Annotated in this window: 17 protein-coding genes and 1 tRNA gene; 9 read left to right on the top strand and 9 right to left on the bottom strand. The window is 68.6% G+C overall.

The genetic code is table 11. From position 1 onward, the window contains the following. Position 1 precedes the first annotated feature (1 nt). The 3 genes from IB278_RS21795 (at position 2) to IB278_RS21785 (ending at position 2,294) form a co-directional block, all read left to right on the top strand. Positions 2-703, top strand: a complete 702-nt coding sequence (locus tag IB278_RS21795) for a response regulator (protein ID WP_012745757.1) — start codon at positions 2-4, stop codon at positions 701-703. 18 nt (positions 704-721) lie between these two features. Beyond that, positions 722-797: transfer RNA gene (locus IB278_RS21790), tRNA-Phe, on the top strand. 195 nt (positions 798-992) lie between these two features. Next, positions 993-2,294, top strand: coding sequence for a methyl-accepting chemotaxis protein (locus IB278_RS21785; RefSeq protein ID WP_145742355.1), 1,302 nt, complete (start codon positions 993-995; stop codon positions 2,292-2,294). Between the two features lie 39 nt (positions 2,295-2,333). Here the strand turns inward: IB278_RS21785 and IB278_RS21780 are convergent, their stop codons facing one another. Next, positions 2,334-2,825 (bottom strand): SRPBCC family protein, encoded by a 492-nt coding sequence (locus IB278_RS21780; RefSeq protein ID WP_145742353.1) that lies wholly within the window; start codon positions 2,823-2,825, stop codon positions 2,334-2,336. A gap of 226 nt (positions 2,826-3,051) precedes the next feature. On the opposite strand from IB278_RS21780, the gene IB278_RS21775 reads away from it, so the two are divergent. The 3 genes from IB278_RS21775 to IB278_RS21765 are packed head-to-tail and all read left to right on the top strand — an operon-like array spanning position 3,052 to position 5,267. Continuing rightward, the gene (locus tag IB278_RS21775) at positions 3,052-3,741 is read left to right on the top strand and encodes a dienelactone hydrolase family protein (protein ID WP_145742351.1); all 690 of its coding nucleotides are present in this window, start codon (positions 3,052-3,054) and stop codon (positions 3,739-3,741) included. After that, positions 3,738-4,121: a DUF427 domain-containing protein gene (locus IB278_RS21770; RefSeq protein ID WP_145742349.1), complete on the top strand. Its 384-nt coding sequence runs from the start codon at positions 3,738-3,740 to the stop codon at positions 4,119-4,121. The genes IB278_RS21775 and IB278_RS21770 overlap by 4 nt, the downstream gene beginning before the upstream one ends. Before the next feature lie 33 nt (positions 4,122-4,154). Then, positions 4,155-5,267 (top strand): mechanosensitive ion channel family protein, encoded by a 1,113-nt coding sequence (locus tag IB278_RS21765; RefSeq protein WP_192325381.1) that lies wholly within the window; start codon positions 4,155-4,157, stop codon positions 5,265-5,267. Here the strand turns inward: IB278_RS21765 and IB278_RS21760 are convergent. From IB278_RS21760 to IB278_RS21745, 4 genes are all read right to left on the bottom strand, one after another. Then, on the bottom strand, positions 5,255-6,661 hold the full coding sequence (locus tag IB278_RS21760; RefSeq protein WP_192325378.1) for a hypothetical protein: 1,407 nt from the start codon (positions 6,659-6,661) through the stop codon (positions 5,255-5,257). The genes IB278_RS21765 and IB278_RS21760 overlap by 13 nt on opposite strands. 221 nt (positions 6,662-6,882) lie before the next feature. Next, positions 6,883-8,508, bottom strand: coding sequence for a chaperonin GroEL (gene groL, locus IB278_RS21755; RefSeq protein ID WP_145742344.1), 1,626 nt, complete (start codon positions 8,506-8,508; stop codon positions 6,883-6,885). A 50-nt stretch (positions 8,509-8,558) separates the two neighbouring features. Further along, positions 8,559-8,879: a co-chaperone GroES gene (gene groES, locus IB278_RS21750; RefSeq protein WP_145742341.1), complete on the bottom strand. Its 321-nt coding sequence runs from the start codon at positions 8,877-8,879 to the stop codon at positions 8,559-8,561. 172 nt (positions 8,880-9,051) lie between these two features. Then, positions 9,052-9,717 carry a diguanylate cyclase gene (locus tag IB278_RS21745; RefSeq protein WP_192325376.1) on the bottom strand — a complete coding sequence of 222 codons (666 nt, stop codon included), beginning with the start codon at positions 9,715-9,717 and terminating at the stop codon, positions 9,052-9,054. 190 nt (positions 9,718-9,907) lie between these two features. On the opposite strand from IB278_RS21745, the gene IB278_RS21740 reads away from it, so the two are divergent. Both IB278_RS21740 and IB278_RS21735 read left to right on the top strand, forming a co-directional pair. Further along, positions 9,908-11,005 carry a glycosyltransferase family 4 protein gene (locus IB278_RS21740; protein ID WP_192325400.1) on the top strand — a complete coding sequence of 366 codons (1,098 nt, stop codon included), beginning with the start codon at positions 9,908-9,910 and terminating at the stop codon, positions 11,003-11,005. A 2-nt stretch (positions 11,006-11,007) separates the two neighbouring features. Beyond that, positions 11,008-13,158 (top strand): amylo-alpha-1,6-glucosidase, encoded by a 2,151-nt coding sequence (locus tag IB278_RS21735; protein WP_145742336.1) that lies wholly within the window; start codon positions 11,008-11,010, stop codon positions 13,156-13,158. Positions 13,159-13,182: 24 nt separating this feature from the next. Here the strand turns inward: IB278_RS21735 and IB278_RS21730 are convergent, their stop codons facing one another. Further along, entirely contained in the window at positions 13,183-14,289 is a 1,107-nt protein-coding gene (locus IB278_RS21730; RefSeq protein ID WP_192325374.1) for an SMP-30/gluconolactonase/LRE family protein, read from the bottom strand. Positions 14,290-14,495: 206 nt separating this feature from the next. Between IB278_RS21730 and IB278_RS21725 the strand changes: the two genes are divergently transcribed. Then, positions 14,496-14,930, top strand: coding sequence for a CBS domain-containing protein (locus IB278_RS21725; RefSeq protein ID WP_145742332.1), 435 nt, complete (start codon positions 14,496-14,498; stop codon positions 14,928-14,930). Between the two features lie 38 nt (positions 14,931-14,968). Here the strand turns inward: IB278_RS21725 and IB278_RS21720 are convergent, their stop codons facing one another. From IB278_RS21720 to IB278_RS21710, 3 genes are all read right to left on the bottom strand, one after another. Continuing rightward, a complete protein-coding gene (locus IB278_RS21720) occupies positions 14,969-15,187 on the bottom strand; it encodes a hypothetical protein (RefSeq protein WP_225613058.1) in 219 nt (72 codons plus the stop codon). 84 nt (positions 15,188-15,271) lie between these two features. Further along, positions 15,272-17,470 (bottom strand): copper-transporting P-type ATPase, encoded by a 2,199-nt coding sequence (locus tag IB278_RS21715; protein ID WP_192325372.1) that lies wholly within the window; start codon positions 17,468-17,470, stop codon positions 15,272-15,274. A 118-nt stretch (positions 17,471-17,588) separates the two neighbouring features. Next, positions 17,589-19,112, bottom strand: coding sequence for an amidase (locus IB278_RS21710; protein ID WP_192325371.1), 1,524 nt, complete (start codon positions 19,110-19,112; stop codon positions 17,589-17,591). Positions 19,113-19,212 lie beyond the last annotated feature (100 nt).

Below are 19,212 nucleotides of genomic sequence, written 5' to 3'. Positions count from 1 at the left end.
CATGGCAAACATTCTCGTGGTCGATGACGAGCTGGGCATTAGGGACCTGCTCTTCGAAATTCTCAATGACGAAGGCCACAACGTGGAGTTGGCGGAAAACGCGGCCGAGGCCCGCGCAGCGCGGCAGCGCGCACGGCCCGACCTCGTGCTGCTCGACATCTGGATGCCCGACACCGACGGCGTTACGCTGCTCAAGGAATGGTCCACCGCCGGGCTGCTGAGCATGCCCGTCATCATGATGAGCGGCCACGCCACCATCGACACCGCCGTCGATGCCACCCGCATCGGCGCCTTCGCGTTCCTCGAGAAACCCATCACGCTGCAGAAGCTCCTGAAGGCCGTGGAGCAGGGCCTTGCGCGCGAGAACGCCAGGCGCGCGGCGGCCGGCGTGGTGCCCCCGGCCCCGGGCATCAATCCCTCGGCTGCCATCACCACCACCGGCGACAGCCTGCTGCTGGCCTCGCTCGCCTCCGTGCCGGTGCCCGACGCCGGCCCGCAGTCGACCCAGAGCTTCGACCTCGACCGTCCGCTGCGCGACGCGCGCGACGGCTTCGAGAAGGCCTACTTCGAATTCCACCTGGCCATGGAGAACGGCTCGATGACCCGGGTGGCCGAGAAGACCGGCCTGGAACGCACCCACCTCTACCGCAAGCTCAAACAACTTGGCGTCGATCTTTCGAGAGGGCGCAGAAGCGCTGTATAATTTAAGGCTGCACACCAAGGCCCGGTAGCTCAGTTGGTAGAGCAGCGGATTGAAAATCCGCGTGTCGGTGGTTCGATTCCGCCCCAGGCCACCAAATTACTGCGTCTCTCAAAGGCGCAACCCCAAAAAGCCCCAAGCAAATCAACAGCTTGGGGCTTTTTGCATTCCGAAGCGCCTCAGTTTTCGAAACCCCGGGTTTACGCCTGGGTCCGAACCCTCAAGTTTCCGCACAGCACTGCCGATATTCCTGGCAACTGGCCCCGCGTCGGCGGCCGTCATGGAAAAGCACATGCGCAATTGGAAGATCAGTGCCCGGCTGGGCGCGGCGTTCGGGATCGTGTTGCTGTTGATGGCGACGGGGCTCGTGATCGGGATCGCGGGCCTTCAGGACATCGCCGCCGGCGTCGCCCCGGAACTGGCATGGCGTATCGGCTCGGCACAGAAGCTCATGGCCGGCTTCGGGCTCGCCGCGCTGCTGGCCGGCGTCGGCTGCAGCGTCTGGCTTGCGCGCAGCATCATGCAGCCCCTTGGCGAGGCGATCTTCATTGCCGAGACCGTGGCCTCGGGCGACCTCAGCAAGGAATTCGAGACAGAGCGCGGCGGCGATTTCGGGCGGCTGCTGCGCGGCATGGGCGAGATGGAAGATACGCTGACGGACGTGGTGACGCGCATCAAGGCGTCGACCGATTCGATCGTGGTGGCATCCGGGCAGATCGCTGCCGGCAACCAGGAGCTGTCCTCGCGCACCGAGGAGCAAGCGAGTTCGCTCGAGCAGACCGCGGCCTCGATGGAAGAGCTCACGAGCACCGTCAAGCAGAACGCCGACAACGCTCGCCAGGCCAACCAGCTCGCGCTCTCGGCTTCCGAAGTGGCGGTCAAGGGTGGCAGTGTCGTGGGGCAGGTGGTCGACACCATGGCGTCGATCAATGCCTCGTCCAGGAAGATCGTCGACATCATCGGCGTGATCGACGGCATCGCGTTCCAGACCAACATCCTGGCGCTGAACGCCGCAGTGGAAGCCGCGCGTGCAGGCGAGCAGGGCCGCGGCTTCGCAGTCGTCGCGTCGGAAGTGAGGAGCCTTGCACAGCGCTCGGCGGCGGCGGCCAAGGAAATCAAGGGCCTGATCGACGATTCGGTGGGCAAGGTCGACGTGGGCAGCGCGCTCGTCGGCGAGGCCGGCAAGACGATGGAAGAGATCGTGAGCGGCGTCAAGCGCGTGACCGACATCATCGGCGAGATCACGGCCGCGAGCCATGAACAGGCGCAGGGCATCGAGCAGGTGAACCAGGCGATTGCGCAGATGGACCAGGTGACGCAGCAGAACGCGGCGCTGGTCGAGGAGGCGGCGGCCGCGGCCCAGTCGCTGCAGCAGCAGGCCGACAGCCTCTCGCAGGTGGTCGCAACCTTCAAGCTCGACGACGATGAAGAGGACGGACTCGCCGCCGCGCCGCCCAGGCCCGCACCCGTCCAGGCGCGTGTCGTGCAGCCGATGCAGCCGGCTCGGCGTGCCCTTGCCGCCGCAACGCAGCGCAAACCGGCGGCTGCCATTGCGGGAGCATCCGCTGCCATCGGAGACTGGGAGACCTTCTAAGCCCGTGCGTGCGTGCCGGCCGCGGGCGGCCAATGACTGTCAGGCCGGCTGCCAGCCAGCCTTGTGCGCATCGGGGTTCTTGTCCGCGACAAGATTCAGCCTGATGCCATGCTCGAGAAACGCCTTGAGCCCTGCAAGCGTCCAGGTGAAGCCTTGAGTCGACTCGGCAACGTACTTGAAGAGTTCGTCTCCATCACCTGTCCATCCAGACTCCGTGATGACGACATAGGTCGTTCCATCCTCGCGCGCGGAGAACTTCCATTCGACCGTCGTGCGGCCGCTGTACCCATCCCACTCGATCACGATGCGCTTGTCGGGTTCGATGTCTTTCACGAGCACCGACGTGGATGTTCCATACATCTCCCAGTCCCATCTGACCTCATGACCGGTCTCGAGCCGGCCGCTGCTTTGGGTGAACCAGAAGCTGGTTGTCACACGGGGGTCGATGAACGCCCCGAACACCTCTGCGACAGGCTTGCGGATGAGCATCTCCGTTTGTGCGACAGGTGCTTTCGTGATCTCGACTTTCATGGAGGACCTCCGTGCCAGTTGATATTGGCATGAAGAGCTCCGCACCATGAGCACTCGGCGCCATGGACCCACCCGCAGTGCAGTTTTCTTTCAATATGCAACGCTGCACTCCACCTACGCCAATGTGAGCATCGCCCTACAGAAGAAGCGCTGCAAAAAAATAAGCTGACCGATGGCGAGGCCGAGCAGATGAGATGAAGTGCCTCGTGCAAAGGAAGCCAAAAAATTGGACCCCCCATCCAGAACCTTCGAGCGCCGCGCGCTCCGCATTCCGCTGCGCTCTTCCGTGACGCTGGAGGCTGACCTGTGCCTGCCGGCGGCCTCGCGCGGGATCGTGCTGTTTGCGCACGGCAGCGGCAGCAGCCGCTTCAGTCCGCGCAACCGCCAGGTCGCGGAGAGCCTCAACGAGGCCAAGCTGGCCACGCTGCTCGTCGACCTCCTGACCTCCGACGAAGAGGCCATCGACGAGCGCACGCGTGAGCTGCGCTTCGACATCGACATGCTGGCCGACCGGCTCGTCGGGCTGACCGACTGGCTGGGCGACTGCGAGCCCGCCGCGGGCCTGAGGATCGGCTACTTCGGCGCGAGCACCGGCGCCGGTGCCGCGCTGGTGGCGGCGGCGCAACGGCCCGACGCGGTGCACGCCGTGGTCTCCCGCGGCGGACGGCCCGACCTGGCCGGGCAGGCGCTCGAGCGCGTGCGTGCACCCACGCTGCTGATCGTCGGCGGCAACGACGGGCCGGTGATCGACATGAACTGGCAAGCCCTTGCGGCGCTGCGCGGCGAGAAGCGGCTTTCGCTCGTGCCCGGTGCAACGCATCTTTTCGAGGAACCCGAAGCGCTGGGCGCGGTGTCGAAGCTGGCGCGCGACTGGTTTCGGGACCATCTCGATCCCTCCAGGAGTACGAAGAAATGAGCAAATCACCCGGACACCAGAAATGGCCCGACCACCAGGTGCGCGAAGAGCCGCTTCGCCAGCCGATGGAGGTCGAGGTCGAAGGCGTGGTCGTCGCGAGCTCGGCGGACGTGATCAAAGTTGTCGAAGACAAGTCGCCGGTGCGCTACTACTTTCCGCGCACCGACGTCCGCACGGACAAATTGAAGCGTTCGCAGACCACGACCGAATGCCCGTTCAAGGGCACCGCGAGCTACTACAGCCTGAACGTGGGCGAGCGGCAGCTGGCCGACGCGATCTGGTCCTATGAAGATCCGTACGACGAGCACCAGGCGCTGAAGGGCCGCATGGCTTTCTACGACGAGAAGTTTCCAGAGATCCATGTCCGTCCGAAGAACTGAGACGCCGGAACGCACGCATAAGGCTGCCCGCGCATGAATGAAGCGCTTGACGCGCTGGCCGATGCAACGCTGCTGGGGCTGGCCGTGCCCGACCTGGCGCTTGCAGCGGCCGCAGCCCTTGCCGCCTACCTGGCGATGCGGCTGGTGCTGCGCTACGTGATCGGGCGTGTGCGCAGCCTCGCCCAGCACACCAGCAATCGCGTCGACGACACGGTGGTCGAGGTGCTGGCCGGCACCAATCACGCGTTCCTGGTGCTGGCCGCGCTGCTGGTCGGCGTGGGCATGCTCGACCTGCCCGAGCGCTGGAACCAGCGCGTCGGACAGCTGTGGTTCATTGCGCTCGCGCTGCAGGCGGGCCTGTGGTTCACCCGGGCCATCGGCTTCGGGCTGCGCCGCTACGAGCAGCGCCACTCCTCCGCGAGCAGGACGCAGATCAGCGCGTCGGCCATGCTGATGTCGTGGTCGATGCGCACCGTGCTGTGGGCGGTGATCCTGCTGGCGGTGCTGTCGAACCTGGGCGTCAACATCACCGCCTTCGTGGCCAGCCTTGGCGTGGGCGGCATTGCGATCGCGCTTGCGATGCAGAACATCCTGGGCGACCTGTTCGCCTCCCTCTCCATTGCGGTCGACAAGCCGTTCGAGGTGGGCGATGCGATCGGCATCGGCGATCTCTCGGGCACGGTGCAGCACGTGGGCCTCAAGACCACGCGGCTGCGCAGCCTGAGCGGCGAGCAGATCGTGATCGGCAACACCGACCTGCTCAAGCAGACCGTGAAGAACTATCGCCGCATGGACGAGCGCCGCATTGCCTTCAAGTTTGGCGTGAGCTACCACAGCACACCCGAACAGCTGGAGGCCATACCGGGCATCGTGAGGCGGTTGATCGAGTCGCGGCCGTCGCTGCGGCTGGACCGTGTGCACTTCCAGGCCTTCGGCGAAAGCTCGCTCGACTTCGAGGTGGTGTACTTCGTGACCACGCCGGACTACGGGCTCTACATGGACGAGCAGCAGCGCCTGAACCTGCAGATGATGCGCGAGTTCGCACGCCTGGGCGTGGAGTTTGCGATTCCGGCGCGATCCCTGCATGTGCTGTCGCCCGAGGGCCGGCGCGCGGTGGCGAAGGAACTGGCCGCTCAGGAGGCGTAGGAACGCTGCAGGCAGTGCGCCACCGACGCCAGCAGGTCGTCCGGATGCAGCATGGCCGCGCGTGCCTTCTGCGCGGTTTCGTACTGGTGCAATGCGGCCTGCAGCCGCGGTGCCGTGGCCAGCGCGTGCCAGACCGGGGCCAGCGCGGCATGCGTTGGCGCTTCGCCGCGCGCGAGCTGCTGCGCGAAGACGAGGCTCGCGGGCTCGGCGAGCAGCACGGCCTTGGTTGCGGCGCCCAGCGGCTGCGGCAGGGCTTCGGGCGGTGCCGAGCAGCAATAGATCACGTGGGGCGGCAACAGGCGGCGGATCGGGCGCAGGCCCTGCAGCGATGCGCCGGCGATGCGCTGCTCGCCGTCGGCCGATGCAAAGGCGTAGACCGCTTCGGCACGGGCCTGCGCAAGGCGCCGCAGGCCGCGCAGCAGGCGCGGAAAGTCGGACGTGGCGGCGGCCGGCGATGCCTTGGTTTCGGCGAGGAGAACGAGGTCGGCGCCGCCCGCATCGCCGCGCACGATGGCGGCATCCCATTCTTCCTTGGCCTTGTTCGCTTCTCCCGGAAACCCGCGCGGCGTGCGAAGGCCGCGTGCGACGCGGTAGGTGGCGGCTCCCTTGCGATGGCGGTTCAGCATGCCGGCGATCTCGCGGAACGCCTCGACCGCGGCCTGCTCGGCGATCCGGCCCTGCTGTGCCGATGCGCGCCCTTCGGCGGCCGCGGCATCGCTGCCCGCGAGTGGCCCGCGCCGTTCGCACAGCGCCTGGTAGCGCTGCACGCTCTCGCGCCGGAGCAGTTCGCTGCCGCGTACCAGCCGTTGCAGTGCGGGGCTGGAGCGGATCGCTTCCAACGGCGCGCCAAAGTTTCCGGTGCCGCGAAGTTCCTGCGCGAGCGGCTGTGCGAGGGCTTGCGCAAGCTCCGGCCACGCGCCCGCTGCCGCAAGGCCGTGCAGCCGGACCAGCGCGTCGCGCACGGCGCCGGCCGCTTCGTGCCGCAGCTTGCCGGGGTGCGCGATGGCGTCGACGGCCACCCTCAGGGTGCGCAGATCGGCCGCGCGCTGCCGGGACAGCTGCACATGCTCATGCACCTGCGCGTCCTGCGCTTGCAGCATGGCGGCCTGAAATGCCGGGTCGCCGCGTTCGGGCGCGAGCGCCTCGCGGATCAGTTGCGCCAGCGCGCGGGTGAAAAGCGCCTGGATGCCGTCCCGGCCGGGCAGCGCCGCGGGCGAAGCCTTCTCGGTGCGCGCAGCCTCGATCGCAAAGGCGAGGGTGGCATCGGTGCCGCCCGCCACGGCCGCCTCGGCATCGGCCGGCAGGGGCGGCAGGCGGTACCTGCGCGGCGCGGTGCGCAGGGCAGCCAGGAGAAGGGCGTCGAGGTGATGCTGTTGTTGCTGCTGCAAATCCATTCGAATCCTGCTGCTGGATGTCGCCCGGGGGCTCCGGTCGGAAGCCACCGTGCACTCTACGCCGTCCAGGCGCGTTGGCGCAGGCGGCGCGGCCTCCGCGGCGGGCATGCCGATTGAGCCAACTGCGCCAAGGCTGCTTGCTCGACGCGCGGCGCGAAGGACAAAAAAAGCGGCGCCCCGCGAGGGACGCCGCTTCTTGCTTCATGGCGAATCGGCCGGGCTCAATAGTCCATGCCGCCCGCCGGCATCGCGGGCGCCTTCTCGGCCGGCTTCGGCAGCTCGGCCACCGTCGCGTCGGTCGTGAGGATCAGGCCCGCGATCGACGCCGCGTTCTGCAGCGCGGTGCGCGTGACCTTGGTCGGATCGACCACGCCGAGCTGCACCAGGTCGCCGTACTCGCCGGTGGCCGCGTCGTAGCCATGATTGCCCTTGCCTTCGAGCACCTTGGCCACGACCACCGAGGGCTCGACGCCCGCGTTCTCGACGATCGCACGCAGCGGCGCCTCCAGCGCGCGCAGCGCGATGCGGATGCCCGCGTCCTGGTCGGCATTGGCGCCCTGGAGCTTAGACACCGCGGCGCGTGCGCGCAGCAGCGCCACGCCGCCACCGGGCACGATGCCTTCCTCGACGGCCGCGCGCGTGGCGTGCAGCGCATCGTCGACGCGGTCCTTCTTCTCCTTCATCTCGACCTCGGTCGCGGCGCCCACGCGGATCACCGCCACGCCGCCCGCGAGCTTGGCCACGCGCTCCTGCAGCTTCTCGCGGTCGTAGTCGCTGGTCGCCTGCTCGATCTGCGCCTGGATCGACTTCACGCGCGCATCGATCTGCGCCTGGTCGCCCGCACCGTCGATGATGATGGTGTTCTCCTTCTGCACCTCGACGCGCTTGGCGCGGCCCAGGTCCTCGAGCGTTGCCTTGTCGAGCTGCTTGCCGGTTTCCTCGGAGATCACCGTCGCGCCCGTGAGCACCGCGATGTCCTCGAGCATCGCCTTGCGGCGGTCGCCGAAGCCCGGCGCCTTGACGGCCGCCACCTTGAGCACGCCGCGCATGGAGTTGACCACCAGCGTGGCAAGCGCCTCGCCCTCGACTTCCTCGGCCACGATCAGCAGCGGCTTGCCGGCCTTGGCGGCCGCTTCGAGCACCGGCAGCAACTCGCGGATGCTGGAGATCTTCTTGTCGTGCAGCAGCACCAGCGGCTCGTCCAGGTGCGCCACCTGCTTCTCGGGGTCGTTGATGAAGTACGGGCTCAGGTAGCCGCGGTCGAACTGCATGCCCTCGACCACGTCGAGTTCATTCTCGAGCGACTTGCCGTCTTCCACCGTGATCACGCCTTCCTTGCCCACCTTCTCCATCGCGTCGGCAATGATCTTGCCGATGGACTCGTCGGCATTGGCCGAGAGCGCCGCCACCTGCGCGATCTCCTTGCCGGTGGAGATGGGCTTGGAGAGCTTGCGCAGTTCCTCGATCACCGCGGCCGTGGCCTTGTCGATGCCGCGCTTCAGGTCCATCGGGTTCATGCCCGAGGCCACGTGCTTCATGCCTTCCTGCACGATGGCCTGCGCGAGCACGGTGGCGGTGGTGGTGCCGTCGCCGGCCACGTCGGCCGTCTTGGAAGCCACCTGCTTGACGATCTGTGCGCCCATGTTCTCGAACTTGTCGGCCAGTTCGATCTCCTTGGCCACCGACACGCCGTCCTTGGTGATGGCGGGTGCGCCGAAGCTGCGTTCGAGCAGCACGTTGCGGCCCTTCGGACCGAGCGTGACCTTCACGGCATCGGCAAGGATGTTCACCCCCGCGACGATGCGCTGGCGGGCGTTGTCGTGGAACCGGACGTCCTTGGCAGTCATTTTTTCATCACTCCTTTCTCAACAGGTCTGGGACATCTTCTTCGTCATCGTCAGGCGACGCGCTTGAGGCCGCCGCGCTCGCTGGTCTCGATGGTCGCGAGCACGTCGTCCTCGCGCAGCACCAGCAGTTCCTCGTCGTCGACCTTGACCGTCTGTCCCGCGTACTTGCCGAAGAGCACCTGGTCTCCGGCCTTCAGCTGCAGGGGCCGCAGCGTGCCGTCGGCGAGCAGCTTGCCCTGGCCGACCGAGAGCACCTCGCCCTGTTCGGGCTTCTCGGCGGCCGAGTCGGGGATCACGATGCCGGAAGCCGTCTTGCGCTGCTGTTCGATCCGCTTGACGATCACCCGGTCGTACAGAGGATGAAGTTTCATGTTCGATCTCCTAAGCGATGCAGGTCATCAAAAAGAGAACCTGCGCCGGCACGCGGCCGGCGCATGTGGGTTCACGTTGCTGCCGGCCGCAAGAGGCCGGCGCGCGAGAGCTATGGGCGCGCGCGCGGCGCTTCAAGGGCCTGCCGCGCGCATTTTTTTGTGACGATTTTTTTCAGGGCCCGCCCAGCACGAGGCGGTGGCTGCGGCCCAGCCGGTAGACGGTGGTGCGGCGTGCCGCGGCATCGGCCTGCCGCGGCTGCGGCATGACGGGGCAGGGCAGCGCGCGCCCGCCGCTGTCGTCGAGCGTGTCGTCGCCGCCCTGCGGCTCCTGCACCGCGGCCCAGATGCCGCGCTTGCGCGGACGGAACAGCCAGCGCAGGTAGCCGCGGTGCGCCGCCAGGCGCATCAGCTCTTCGCGGTCGGGGGCATCGGCCATCAGGTGCGCGCCGTCCTGCGCGTCGTCGTCGTAGTAGCCGAAGGCGCGCCGCCCATCGCTGACTTCGGTGGCCGGCGCGCCCAGGCGCCACCACGCGGGCCGCTCGAGCCGCTCCACGTCCCAGGCGCCGAGCTGCCAGGCGGCTTCGAGCAGCGAACGCTCGAGCTCGTCGAACGCATCGAGCCGGCCCGCGGGCACGTCCAACTGCGCCATCGACTGCGGCACCGGCCGCGCCGGCAGCGGCACGCCCGGCAGGCGAAGCGGTGTCCGCCGGAAGAAACCGTGCCAGTGCAGCGACAGCAGCGCCGGCGCCTGTTCGCGCGCCACCGCGGTCACGGTCACCGCATAGAGCGGCAGCCGCATCGCATCCGACTGGTCCGCGACGGTTTCAAGAATGTTCATCGAAAAACCTCCTGTCACGAGCTGAAAAATCTAGAGCAAGCCCGCGCCGCGCGCAAGCGGCGCAGGCCGCGCAGGCGGCTCTTGAAAGCGGTCGGGCCCACCCCAAAATATGCGCACGGAGGCTGCGCCGCCTCCATTCTTCGCCTTGTTCCTTGTTCATTCATTCCCTTGCGAGGAGATTGTCTTGACGATGAAGATCGCGCAGATCGCGCCCCTGTACGAAGCCGTTCCGCCGCGGCTCTATGGCGGCACCGAACGGGTCGTTGCCCACCTGGCCAATGCGCTGGTGGACCAGGGCCACGAGGTCACGCTGTTCGCCTCCGCGGACACGCAGACCCGGGCCCGCCTGGCGCCCATGCGGGCCCAGGCCCTGCGGCTGGACCCGGCGCCGCTGAAGTCCGACCTGGCCAGCCACCTTTGCATGCTCCATGAGGTGCGGCGACGAGCGCACGAGTTCGACGTGCTGCATTTCCACGTCGACCTGCTGCACTTCCCCTTCTTCGAGGACATGGCCGGCCGCACGCTCACCACGCTGCACGGGCGCCTGGACATTGCGGACCTGCCCGGCGCGTACATGCGCTGGAACCAGTTTCCGCTGGTCTCCATCTCGCGGCACCAGCGAAAGCCGCTGCCCTTTGCCAACTGGCTCGCGACCATTCCGCACGGACTCGAAGAGACCCCCTATGCCTTCGAGCCAAACCCCGGCGGCTACCTGGCCTTCCTCGGCCGCATCTCGCCCGAGAAGCGGCCCGACCGCGCCATCGAGATCGCCAGGCGCGCGGGGCTGCCGCTGAAAATCGCGGCCAAGGTCGACGCGGCGGACGCGACCTACTTCGCGCAGAAGATCCAGCCGCTGCTGGACGATCCGCTGGTCGAGTTCATCGGAGAGATCGGCGACGCCGACAAGGCCGCCTTCCTCGGCGGTGCGCGGGCGCTGCTCTTTCCGATCGACTGGCCCGAGCCCTTCGGCCTGGTGATGATCGAGGCCATGGCCTGCGGCACGCCGGTGATCGGCTGGCGCTGCGGCTCGGTGCCCGAGGTGATCGAGCACGGCGTGAGCGGGCTCATCGTCGAGGACGAGGCGCAGGCCGTCGAGGCGGTGCATGCCATCGGCGGGCTCGACCGCCGCCGCGTGCGGCAGGCCTTCGAGCGGCGCTACACGGCGCAGGGCATGGCCAGCGCCTATGTCGAGCAGTACGCGCGCCTGGCCGGCGGCGGCAAGCTCCTGCCGCAGGAGCCGCAGGAGCCGCAAGAGCTGCAAGAGCCTCTCTACCGCGAGGCCGCCTGAGCATGAGCATGAGCGCCGAAGTGCCCGCCACCGAGCAGGCCGAGACCGCGCCCGAGCGCGCGGTGCAGCATGCCTTCGTGCTCAAGGAGGGCGACACCTACTTCGTGATGGACGGCCACGGCGACGTGGGCGGCGGCGTCGACGGGCTGTTCCACGACGACACGCGCATGCTGTCGACCTTCGTGCTGAGGCTGGCTGGCGCGCGGCCGCCGCTGTTGTCGAGCGGCGTGAGCCACGACAACGTCTTCTTCACCGCCAACCTCACCAACCGGCCGCTGCCGGTGCTCGGGTCGACGTCGATGCCGCAGGGCGTGATCCACATGGAGCGCAAGCGCTTTCTCTGGGGTGCGCGGCTGTTCGAGCGCATCCGGCTGGTCAACTACGGCGACCAGCCGGCGCAGGCGCCGCTCGCGCTGCAGTTCGGCGCCGATTTCCGCGACATGTTCGAGGTGCGCGGCCAGCGGCGCGCGCGGCGCGGCGAGATCGGCACGCCCGAGGTCGGTGCGCAGGGCGTGGTGCTGCGCTACCAGGGGCTGGACACGGTCACACGGCTGGCCTGCATCGATTTTTCCGAGGCACCGCAGCGCCTGGACGCGGGCACCGCGGAATTCGCCGTGCCGCTGGCCGCGCGCGGCCACTGGACGCTCTACCTGGAAGTGGGCACCGAGCCCGCGCGGCCCGGCGCCGAGCGCTTCCGCGAGGCCTGCGTGCTCGCGCGCTGGCGCATGCGCCAGCGCCAGCGGCGCGGCTCGCGGCTGCACGCCTCGGGGCGCCTGTTCCAGGCCTGGCTCGACCGCTCGCGCGCCGACCTCGCGCTACTCACCACCGATCTGCCCACCGGCCCCTATCCCTATGCGGGGATCCCGTGGTTCTCGACGCCGTTCGGGCGCGACGCGATCGTCACGGCCTTCCAGACGCTGTGGATCGATCCGAGGCTGGCGCAGGGCGTGCTCGAATTCCTGGCGGCGCGGCAGGCGCACCAGACCTCGAGCTTCCGCGATGCGGAGCCCGGAAAGATCATGCACGAGACCCGCAAGGGCGAGATGGCCGCCGTCGACGAACTGCCCTTCGGCCAGTACTACGGCGGCGTCGATACCACGCCGCTGTTCGTGGCGCTGGCCGGCGCCTATGCGCAGCGCACCGGCGACCGCGCCACCATCGATCGCATCTGGCCCGCGCTCGGCGCGGCCTGCGAATGGATGGAGCGGAACATGGCGCGCCATCCCGATGGCCTGCTCGCCTACCAGCGCGGTGAAGCCAGCGGCCTGGTCAACCAGGGCTGGAAGGACAGCCACGATTCCATCTTCCATGCCGACGGCCGCACACCCGAAGGGCCGATCGCGCTGGTGGAAGTCCAGGGCTATGCCTATGCGGCCTTTCTCGCGATGTCGGCGATGGCCGAGTGGCGCGGCGATGCGGGCGCGAGCCGCTGGCGCCAGCGCGCGGCGGCCATGCGCCTTTCGGTCGAGAGCCGGTTCTGGCTCGACGACCTGGGCTTCTATGCGCTGGCCATCGACGGCGCCAACCAGCCTTGCCGCGTGCGTGCTTCCAATGCGGGCCACCTGCTGTTCGCCGGCCTGCCGAGCGCCGAGCGGGCCCAGGCCGTGGGCCGCCAGCTGCTGTCGTCCGCCTTCGCATCGGGCTGGGGGGTTCGTACCCTGCCGGCGGAGGCGGTGCGGTTCAATCCGATGTCCTATCACAACGGATCGGTGTGGCCGCACGACGCGGCCCTGTGCGCGGCCGGCCTCGCGCGCTACGGCGAGCGCGACGGCGTGGTGCGCATCCTGGACAACCTGTTCGAGTCGGCCACGCACTTCGGCATGCGGCTGCCGGAACTGTTCTGCGGCTTCGACCGCGAGCCGGGCCAGTCGCCCGTGGCCTATCCGGTGGCATGCCTGCCGCAGGCCTGGGCCGCCGGCTCGGTCTTCATGCTGCTGCAGGCCTGCCTCGGCCTGCAGGTGGACGGCATCCGGCGCGAGGTGAAGATCGTGCAGCCGCGGCTGCCGGCCGACATCGACCAGCTGCACGTGCAGCGGCTGCGGGTGGGCCAGGCGCGGGTGGACCTGCATTTCCAGCGGCTCGAGGAGCGCATCGTCGTGGTCGCGCAGACGGCACCCGGCACGCCGGGCGTCCAGGTCAACCTGCAGCTCTAGCGCGGCGGCCGGCCGGCCCGCACGCTAGACCGCGCCGTGCGCCTCCACGTAGAGCGCATAGAGCGAATGGCTGCTCGCCATGTAGAGGCGGTTGCGCTTGGGCCCGCCGAACTCCAGGTTGGCGCAGCGTTCCGGAAGGCGGATGAAGCCGATCGGCTTGCCGTCGCGGTTGAAGACCTTCACGCCGTCCATCTCTTCGGATTTTCCGAGCGGCAGGTGGGCCTTCAGGCCGCCGCCGACGTCGGTGGGTTCGGGCGCGAATGCGCCGTTGAAGCCCCATCCGCACCAGAGGTTGCCGTCGCGGTCGACGCGGAATCCGTCGAGCGCGCCGGGGCCGTCCGCGTCGATGAGCTTGGTCTTGTTCGACACGCTGGCGCCATCGGCTGCAACGTCGTAGCTCCAGATGCTGCGGTTGGGCGTGCCCTTCCACTCGACCACGTAGAGCTTCTTCTCGTCCGGCGAGAACGCGAGCCCGTTCGGGTTCACCAGATCGGTGATGACGGCGCTGAGCTTGCCGTCGCTCGCGATGCGGTAGACGTTGGTGGTGGCCTGCTCCGGCGTGGCCTTCGATCCTTCCCACTCGCCGTTGATGCCGAAGGTCGGGTCGGTGAACCACACGCTGTCGTCCGACTTCACGACCACGTCGTTGGGCGCGTTGAGCTTCTTGCCCTCGTAGCTGTCGGCCAGCACGGTCATGCGGCCGTTCTTCTCGGTGCGCACCACGCGGCGCGTGACCGAATGCTCGCAGGTGACGAGGCGGCCCTGGCGATCGCGCGTGTTGCCGTTGGCATAGTTGGCGTTCTGCTTGTGCACCGTGAACTTGCCGGTCTTCTCGTCGTACTTCATGAGCCGGTTGTTCGGAATGTCGCTGCACAGCAGGTAGCCGCCCTCCGGAAAGTACACCGGCCCCTCGGCCCAGCGCATGCCGGTGCCCAGCTGCTCGACGGTGCTGCTGTAGATGCGGTACTTGGCAAAGCTCGGATCCAGGATCAGCACCGACGGGTCCGGGTAGCGCTGGTTGGGCTTGAAGTCGAAGGACTGCGCGCCGGCCAGCCCGGCGAAGGCGGCCAGTCCGGAGCCCGCGGCATTCTTCAGGAAGCGGCGGCGAGGCTCGAGGGCTTTGTTCTGCATCTGTAGATCTCCTTTGTCGTCGTTGTGGAAAACCGGCGGACGCCGATCTTACGTACCCGCCGTGCGCAGCCGGGCCCTTCGCTGCGCGAAGTGCGACATGGCTTACTTGCGGTCCCCGAGACTGCCGACACGGCCCGCCCGCCGCCCGCCTAAGCTGGGTCTTGCAGCGAACCTGCGATCCGACTCTGCTGCAGAAGGGACATGCGATGACTCAGGTTCATGAAGTGATGACGCGCGGCGTTCGCACAGTGGCACCGGGCGACACCATCGTGCAGGCGGCCAAGGCGCTCGAGGAGCTCGAGGTGGGCGTGCTGCCGGTCTGCGACGGCAACCGGCTGGTCGGCGTGGTGACCGACCGGGACATCGCCGTGCGCGGCGTGGCCCGCGAGATCGATCTGGGCGCCTCGCCGGTCAAGCAGATCATGACCGCCGACGCGTACTGGTGCTATGCCGACGACACCGTCGACGAAGCGCTCAGCCAGATGAGCGCGGTGCAGATCCGCAGGCTTCCGGTGGTCGACCGCGACAAGCGCCTCGTGGGCATCCTGTCGCTGGGCGACGTGGCGGCCAAGGGCGAGGCCGGTGCGGCGGCCGATCCGCTCGGAAAGATCTCCGAGCCTGCGCGGCCGAGGCACTTGTAGCAACGGCCCGCGGGCCGCGCGTCAGCGGCTGGTTTCTCTCAGGCGCTCTGGTTGGCGGGCTGGCTGGGCGCGCGCCGGCGAATCTCGCTGTGGAGCGCGCGCTGTCCCGCGGCCAGCGCGGCTTCATAGGTGTCCGCCGGATCGAAGGCGTCGCGAAGCACCTTGGGGTTCGCTCCTTCCGCATCCGTTTCGAGCAGGCGCCAGACAAATGAACCGAGGGCTGGCTCCTCGATGATGAGTTCGATGGGCTGTGTCATCCGTCCAACTTGCATGAATCCGCGCCAGATGTATGTAGGCCGAATTCGAATGCTGCCGGCCCGGCGCCCGATGGCGCGGCAAGATCAGCCGGGCTTGCCGCCTGCGCCCTCTGCCCTCAGCCGCAATGCATTGCTGATGACCGACGCCGAGCTCAGGCTCATCGCCAGCGCCGCGATCATCGGCGACAGCAGCCAGCCGGTGAACGGGAACAGCACGCCCGCGGCCAGCGGCACGCCGAGCGCGTTGTAGACGAACGCGAAGCCCAGGTTCTGCTTCATGTTGGCGATGGTCTTCTCGGAGACGATGCGCGCCTGCGCAATGCCGCGCAGGTCGCCCTTGACCAGCGTGACCTGGGCGCTGTTCATCGCCACGTCGGTGCCGGTGCCCATCGCCACGCCGACGTCGGCCCTGGCGAGCGCGGGCGCATCGTTGATGCCGTCGCCGGCCATCGCGACGATGCGGCCTTCTTGCTGCAGCTTCTCGACCAGCGCCAGCTTGTCGGCCGGCTTGACTTCGCCGTGCACTTCGTCGATGCCCAGCCTGGCGGCCACGGCGCGCGCGGTGGTCAGGCCGTCGCCCGTGGCCATGATCACGCGCATGCCCGATGCCTTGAGCGCCGCCAGCGCTTCCACGGTGGTGGCCTTGATTGGATCGGACACGGCAAGCAGGCCGGCAAGCCTGCCGTCGACGGCCAGGAACATCACGCTGGCCCCTTCGGCGCGCAGCGCCTCGGCTTGCGGCCGGAGCGCGTCGACCGGCACGCCAAGCTGATCCATCAGCGCGGTGTTGCCGAGCGCCAGCCGCTGGCCACCGACGCTGCCGTTCACGCCGATGCCGCTCGCGGACTCGAACTCGTCGGCCGCGGCCAGTGAGAGATTGCGCTCGCGCGCCGCACGCACGATGGCATGCGCCAGCGGATGCTCGCTGCCCTGGTCCAGGCTTGCCGCGAGGCGCAGCACATCGTCCTCGGTGAAGCCGGGCAAGGCCACCGCGCGTTCGAAGCTCGGCCTGCCTTCGGTCAGCGTGCCTGTCTTGTCGACGATGAGCGCATCGACCTTGCGGAAGTTCTCGATGGCGGCCGCATCGCGGAACAGCACGCCCTGCGTGGCGGCCTTGCCGGTGGCCACCATGATCGACATCGGCGTGGCCAGGCCGAGCGCGCAGGGACAGGCGATGATGAGCACCGCCACCGCATTGATGAGGCCGTGGGTCCAGCTTGGCGCCGGCCCGAAGAATCCCCACGCGAAGAAGGTCAGCAGCGCGATGCCGATCACGGCCATCACGAAGTAACCGGCCACGTGGTCGGCCATGCGCTGCATCGGCGCGCGGGAGCGCTGGGCCTGCGCCACCATCTGCACGATGCTCGCGAGCACGGTCTGCGAGCCGACCTTTTCCGACTGCATCACCAGCGCGCCGCTCGTGTTGAGCGTGGCGCCGATGAGCTTGTCGCCCGCCCGCTTGGTCACCGGCAGCGGCTCGCCGGTGAGCATGGACTCGTCGACCGCGCTCGCGCCCTCGACCACCACGCCGTCCACCGGCACCTTTTCGCCGGGCCGCACGCGCAGTTTGTCGCCGACGTGCACGTGGGCGATCGGGACGTCTTCTTCAGTGCCATCGGCGCCGATGCGCCGCGCCGTCTTGGGCGCAAGGCCCAGCAGCGACTTGATCGCGGCCGAGGTCTGCGAGCGCGCCTTGAGTTCGAGGATCTGGCCGAGCAGCGTGAGCGAGATGATCACCGCGGCCGCCTCGAAGTACACCGCCACGCGGCCCATCGACATGAACGCGTCGGGAAACACGCGCGGCGCCACCGTGGCCACCACGCTGTAGGCGAAGGCCGCCGCGGTGCCCAGGCCGATGAGCGTCCACATGTTGGGGCTGCGGTTGGCGACCGATTGCACGGCGCGCCTGAAGAAGGGCCATCCCGCCCACAGCACGATGGGCAGCGAAAGAACCAGCTCGATCCAGCTCTGCGTGGCCATCTCGAACCACTGCAGCCGGTGCCCCGCCATTGCGAGCACGGCCACGGCGAGCGTGAGCGGCAGCGTCCACAGGAAGCGGCGCTTGAAGTCGCGCAGCTCGGGGTCTTCGCCCTCGTCGAGCGTCGGCATCTCGGGCTCCAGCGTCATGCCGCACTTGGGGCAGCTGCCCGGATGGTCCTGCCGGATCTCCGGATGCATCGGGCAGGTGTAGATGGTGCCGGCGGGCGCAGGCGCGTGCGCATGCGGCGCGCGGTGGCCTTCGTGATGCGGATGCTGCGGTGCCCCGGAATGCACGTGGTTCATCGAGTGCTCCAACGAGAAAACAAAAAGATGCTGCGCACCACGCGCAGCGCATCGCCAGTTTCCAGGTTGACACCGTGTCAAGGTCAAGGCCGGCACGGTGGCCGGCCGCGCGGCTTTCTCAGACGGCGGAGGTGGCGGCTGCAGGCGCGCTGCTGCCCGCACCGGGCGGCGCCGTGACAATCGACGTGAGCGCGGGTTCGGCCGCGCGCAGCGATGCGATGTCGGGCCGCGGGCGGCGCAATTGCGCGTCGGCCGCGAAGGCCTTTTCCATGGCGTGCGCCGCGGCCAGCACCTGGTGGTCGGCCCTGAACGCGCCCACGACCTGCAGCCCGAAGGGCATGCCCGCGTGGTCGAGGCCACAGGGCAGCGCCAGCGCCGGATGCGTGGTCAGCGTGACCACGTAGGTCAGCGCGAGCCAGCGGTAGTAGTTCGCCTGCTTTTCGCCGTTGATGGTGTCCGCATACAGCTGGGTCCATGGAAAGGGCGACACCGGCGTGGTGGGCGAGAGGATCAGGTCGTAGTCGGCGAAGGCGGCCTGGAAGCGCTTGATGAGCCGGGTCTGCTCGGCCTGGGCCCAGGCGCTGTCGAGCAGGCTCATCTGCGCACCCATTTCGTAGTTGGCGCGGGAGTTGGGACCCAGGCTGGCCGGGTCGCGCTGGTAGGCGGCATGCATGCCGGCCACGAAGGCCTCGGCGCGCAGCACGTCGAAGCAGCGGTGCGCTTCGCCGAAGTCGAATTCGACCTGGTCGCAGCACTTGAACAGGTGCTGCATCGCGCCGATCTTGCTGCGCATGGTGGCACGGATGCCGTCGTCCACCGCGCAGGTGCCGAAGTCTTCGGTCCATGCCACGCGCAGTTGGCTCAGGTCGATGCCGGCGGGCTTCAGGAAGCTGAGCGGATCGAGCGGATAGCTCAGCGGATCCCCCGCGTGCATGCCGGCGGAAGCGGCCATCTGCAGGCAGGCGTCTTCCACCGTGCGGCCCATCGGGCCCACGACCGAGATCGGCGTCCAGCCCAGCGGCTTGCGCACGCTCGGCACGATGCCCGGCGAGGGCCGGAAGCCCACCACGCCGCACTTGGCGGCCGGAATGCGCAGCGAGCCGCCGGTGTCGGAGCCGGTGCACACGGGCAGCATGTCGCAGGCCAGCGCGGCGGCCGAGCCGCCGGAGGAGCCGCCGGCATTGAGGTTCGGGTTGAAGGGATTGCCGGTGGCGCCCCACACCTCGTTGCGCGAATTGGCGCCGGCGCCCATCTCCGGAACGTTGGTCTTGCCCGCCACGATGGCGCCGGCCCTGCGAAGGCGCGCCACCAGCTCGATGTCTTCCTGCGGCACGTGGTCGCGGAAGATCGCGGAGCCCCAGGTGGTGAGCAGGCCTTCGGTGGGTTCGAGATCCTTCACGCCGAGCGGCAGGCCATGCAGCAGGCCCAGCGTGTCGCCGCGCATGACGGCGCTTTCCGCCGCCCGGGCCTCGGCCCGCGCGCGCTCGAAGCAGGTGGCGGTCACGGCGTTGATGAAGGGGTTCACGCGCTCGATGCGCGCGATGCAGGCTTCGAGCAGCTCGACCGGCGAAACCGCCTTGCTGCCGATGAGCCGGCGCAGTTCGACGGCGGAGTGTTCGATCAATTCGGTGTGGTTGCTCATGTCGGTTGTTGTTCCATCGGGCTGAGGCCAGCGCGCCCGCGGGACGGGCTTTGCCCGGCCGCCGGGTGCGCCCCCCAGTGGGGGGAGGCGCCGAAGGCGC

The sequence above is a fragment of the Variovorax sp. VRV01 genome (genome assembly GCF_014852545.1).
Taxonomy (GTDB): Bacteria; Pseudomonadota; Gammaproteobacteria; order Burkholderiales; family Burkholderiaceae_C; genus Variovorax; species Variovorax beijingensis_A.
This window is presented reverse-complemented; position numbering and strand designations above follow the sequence as displayed.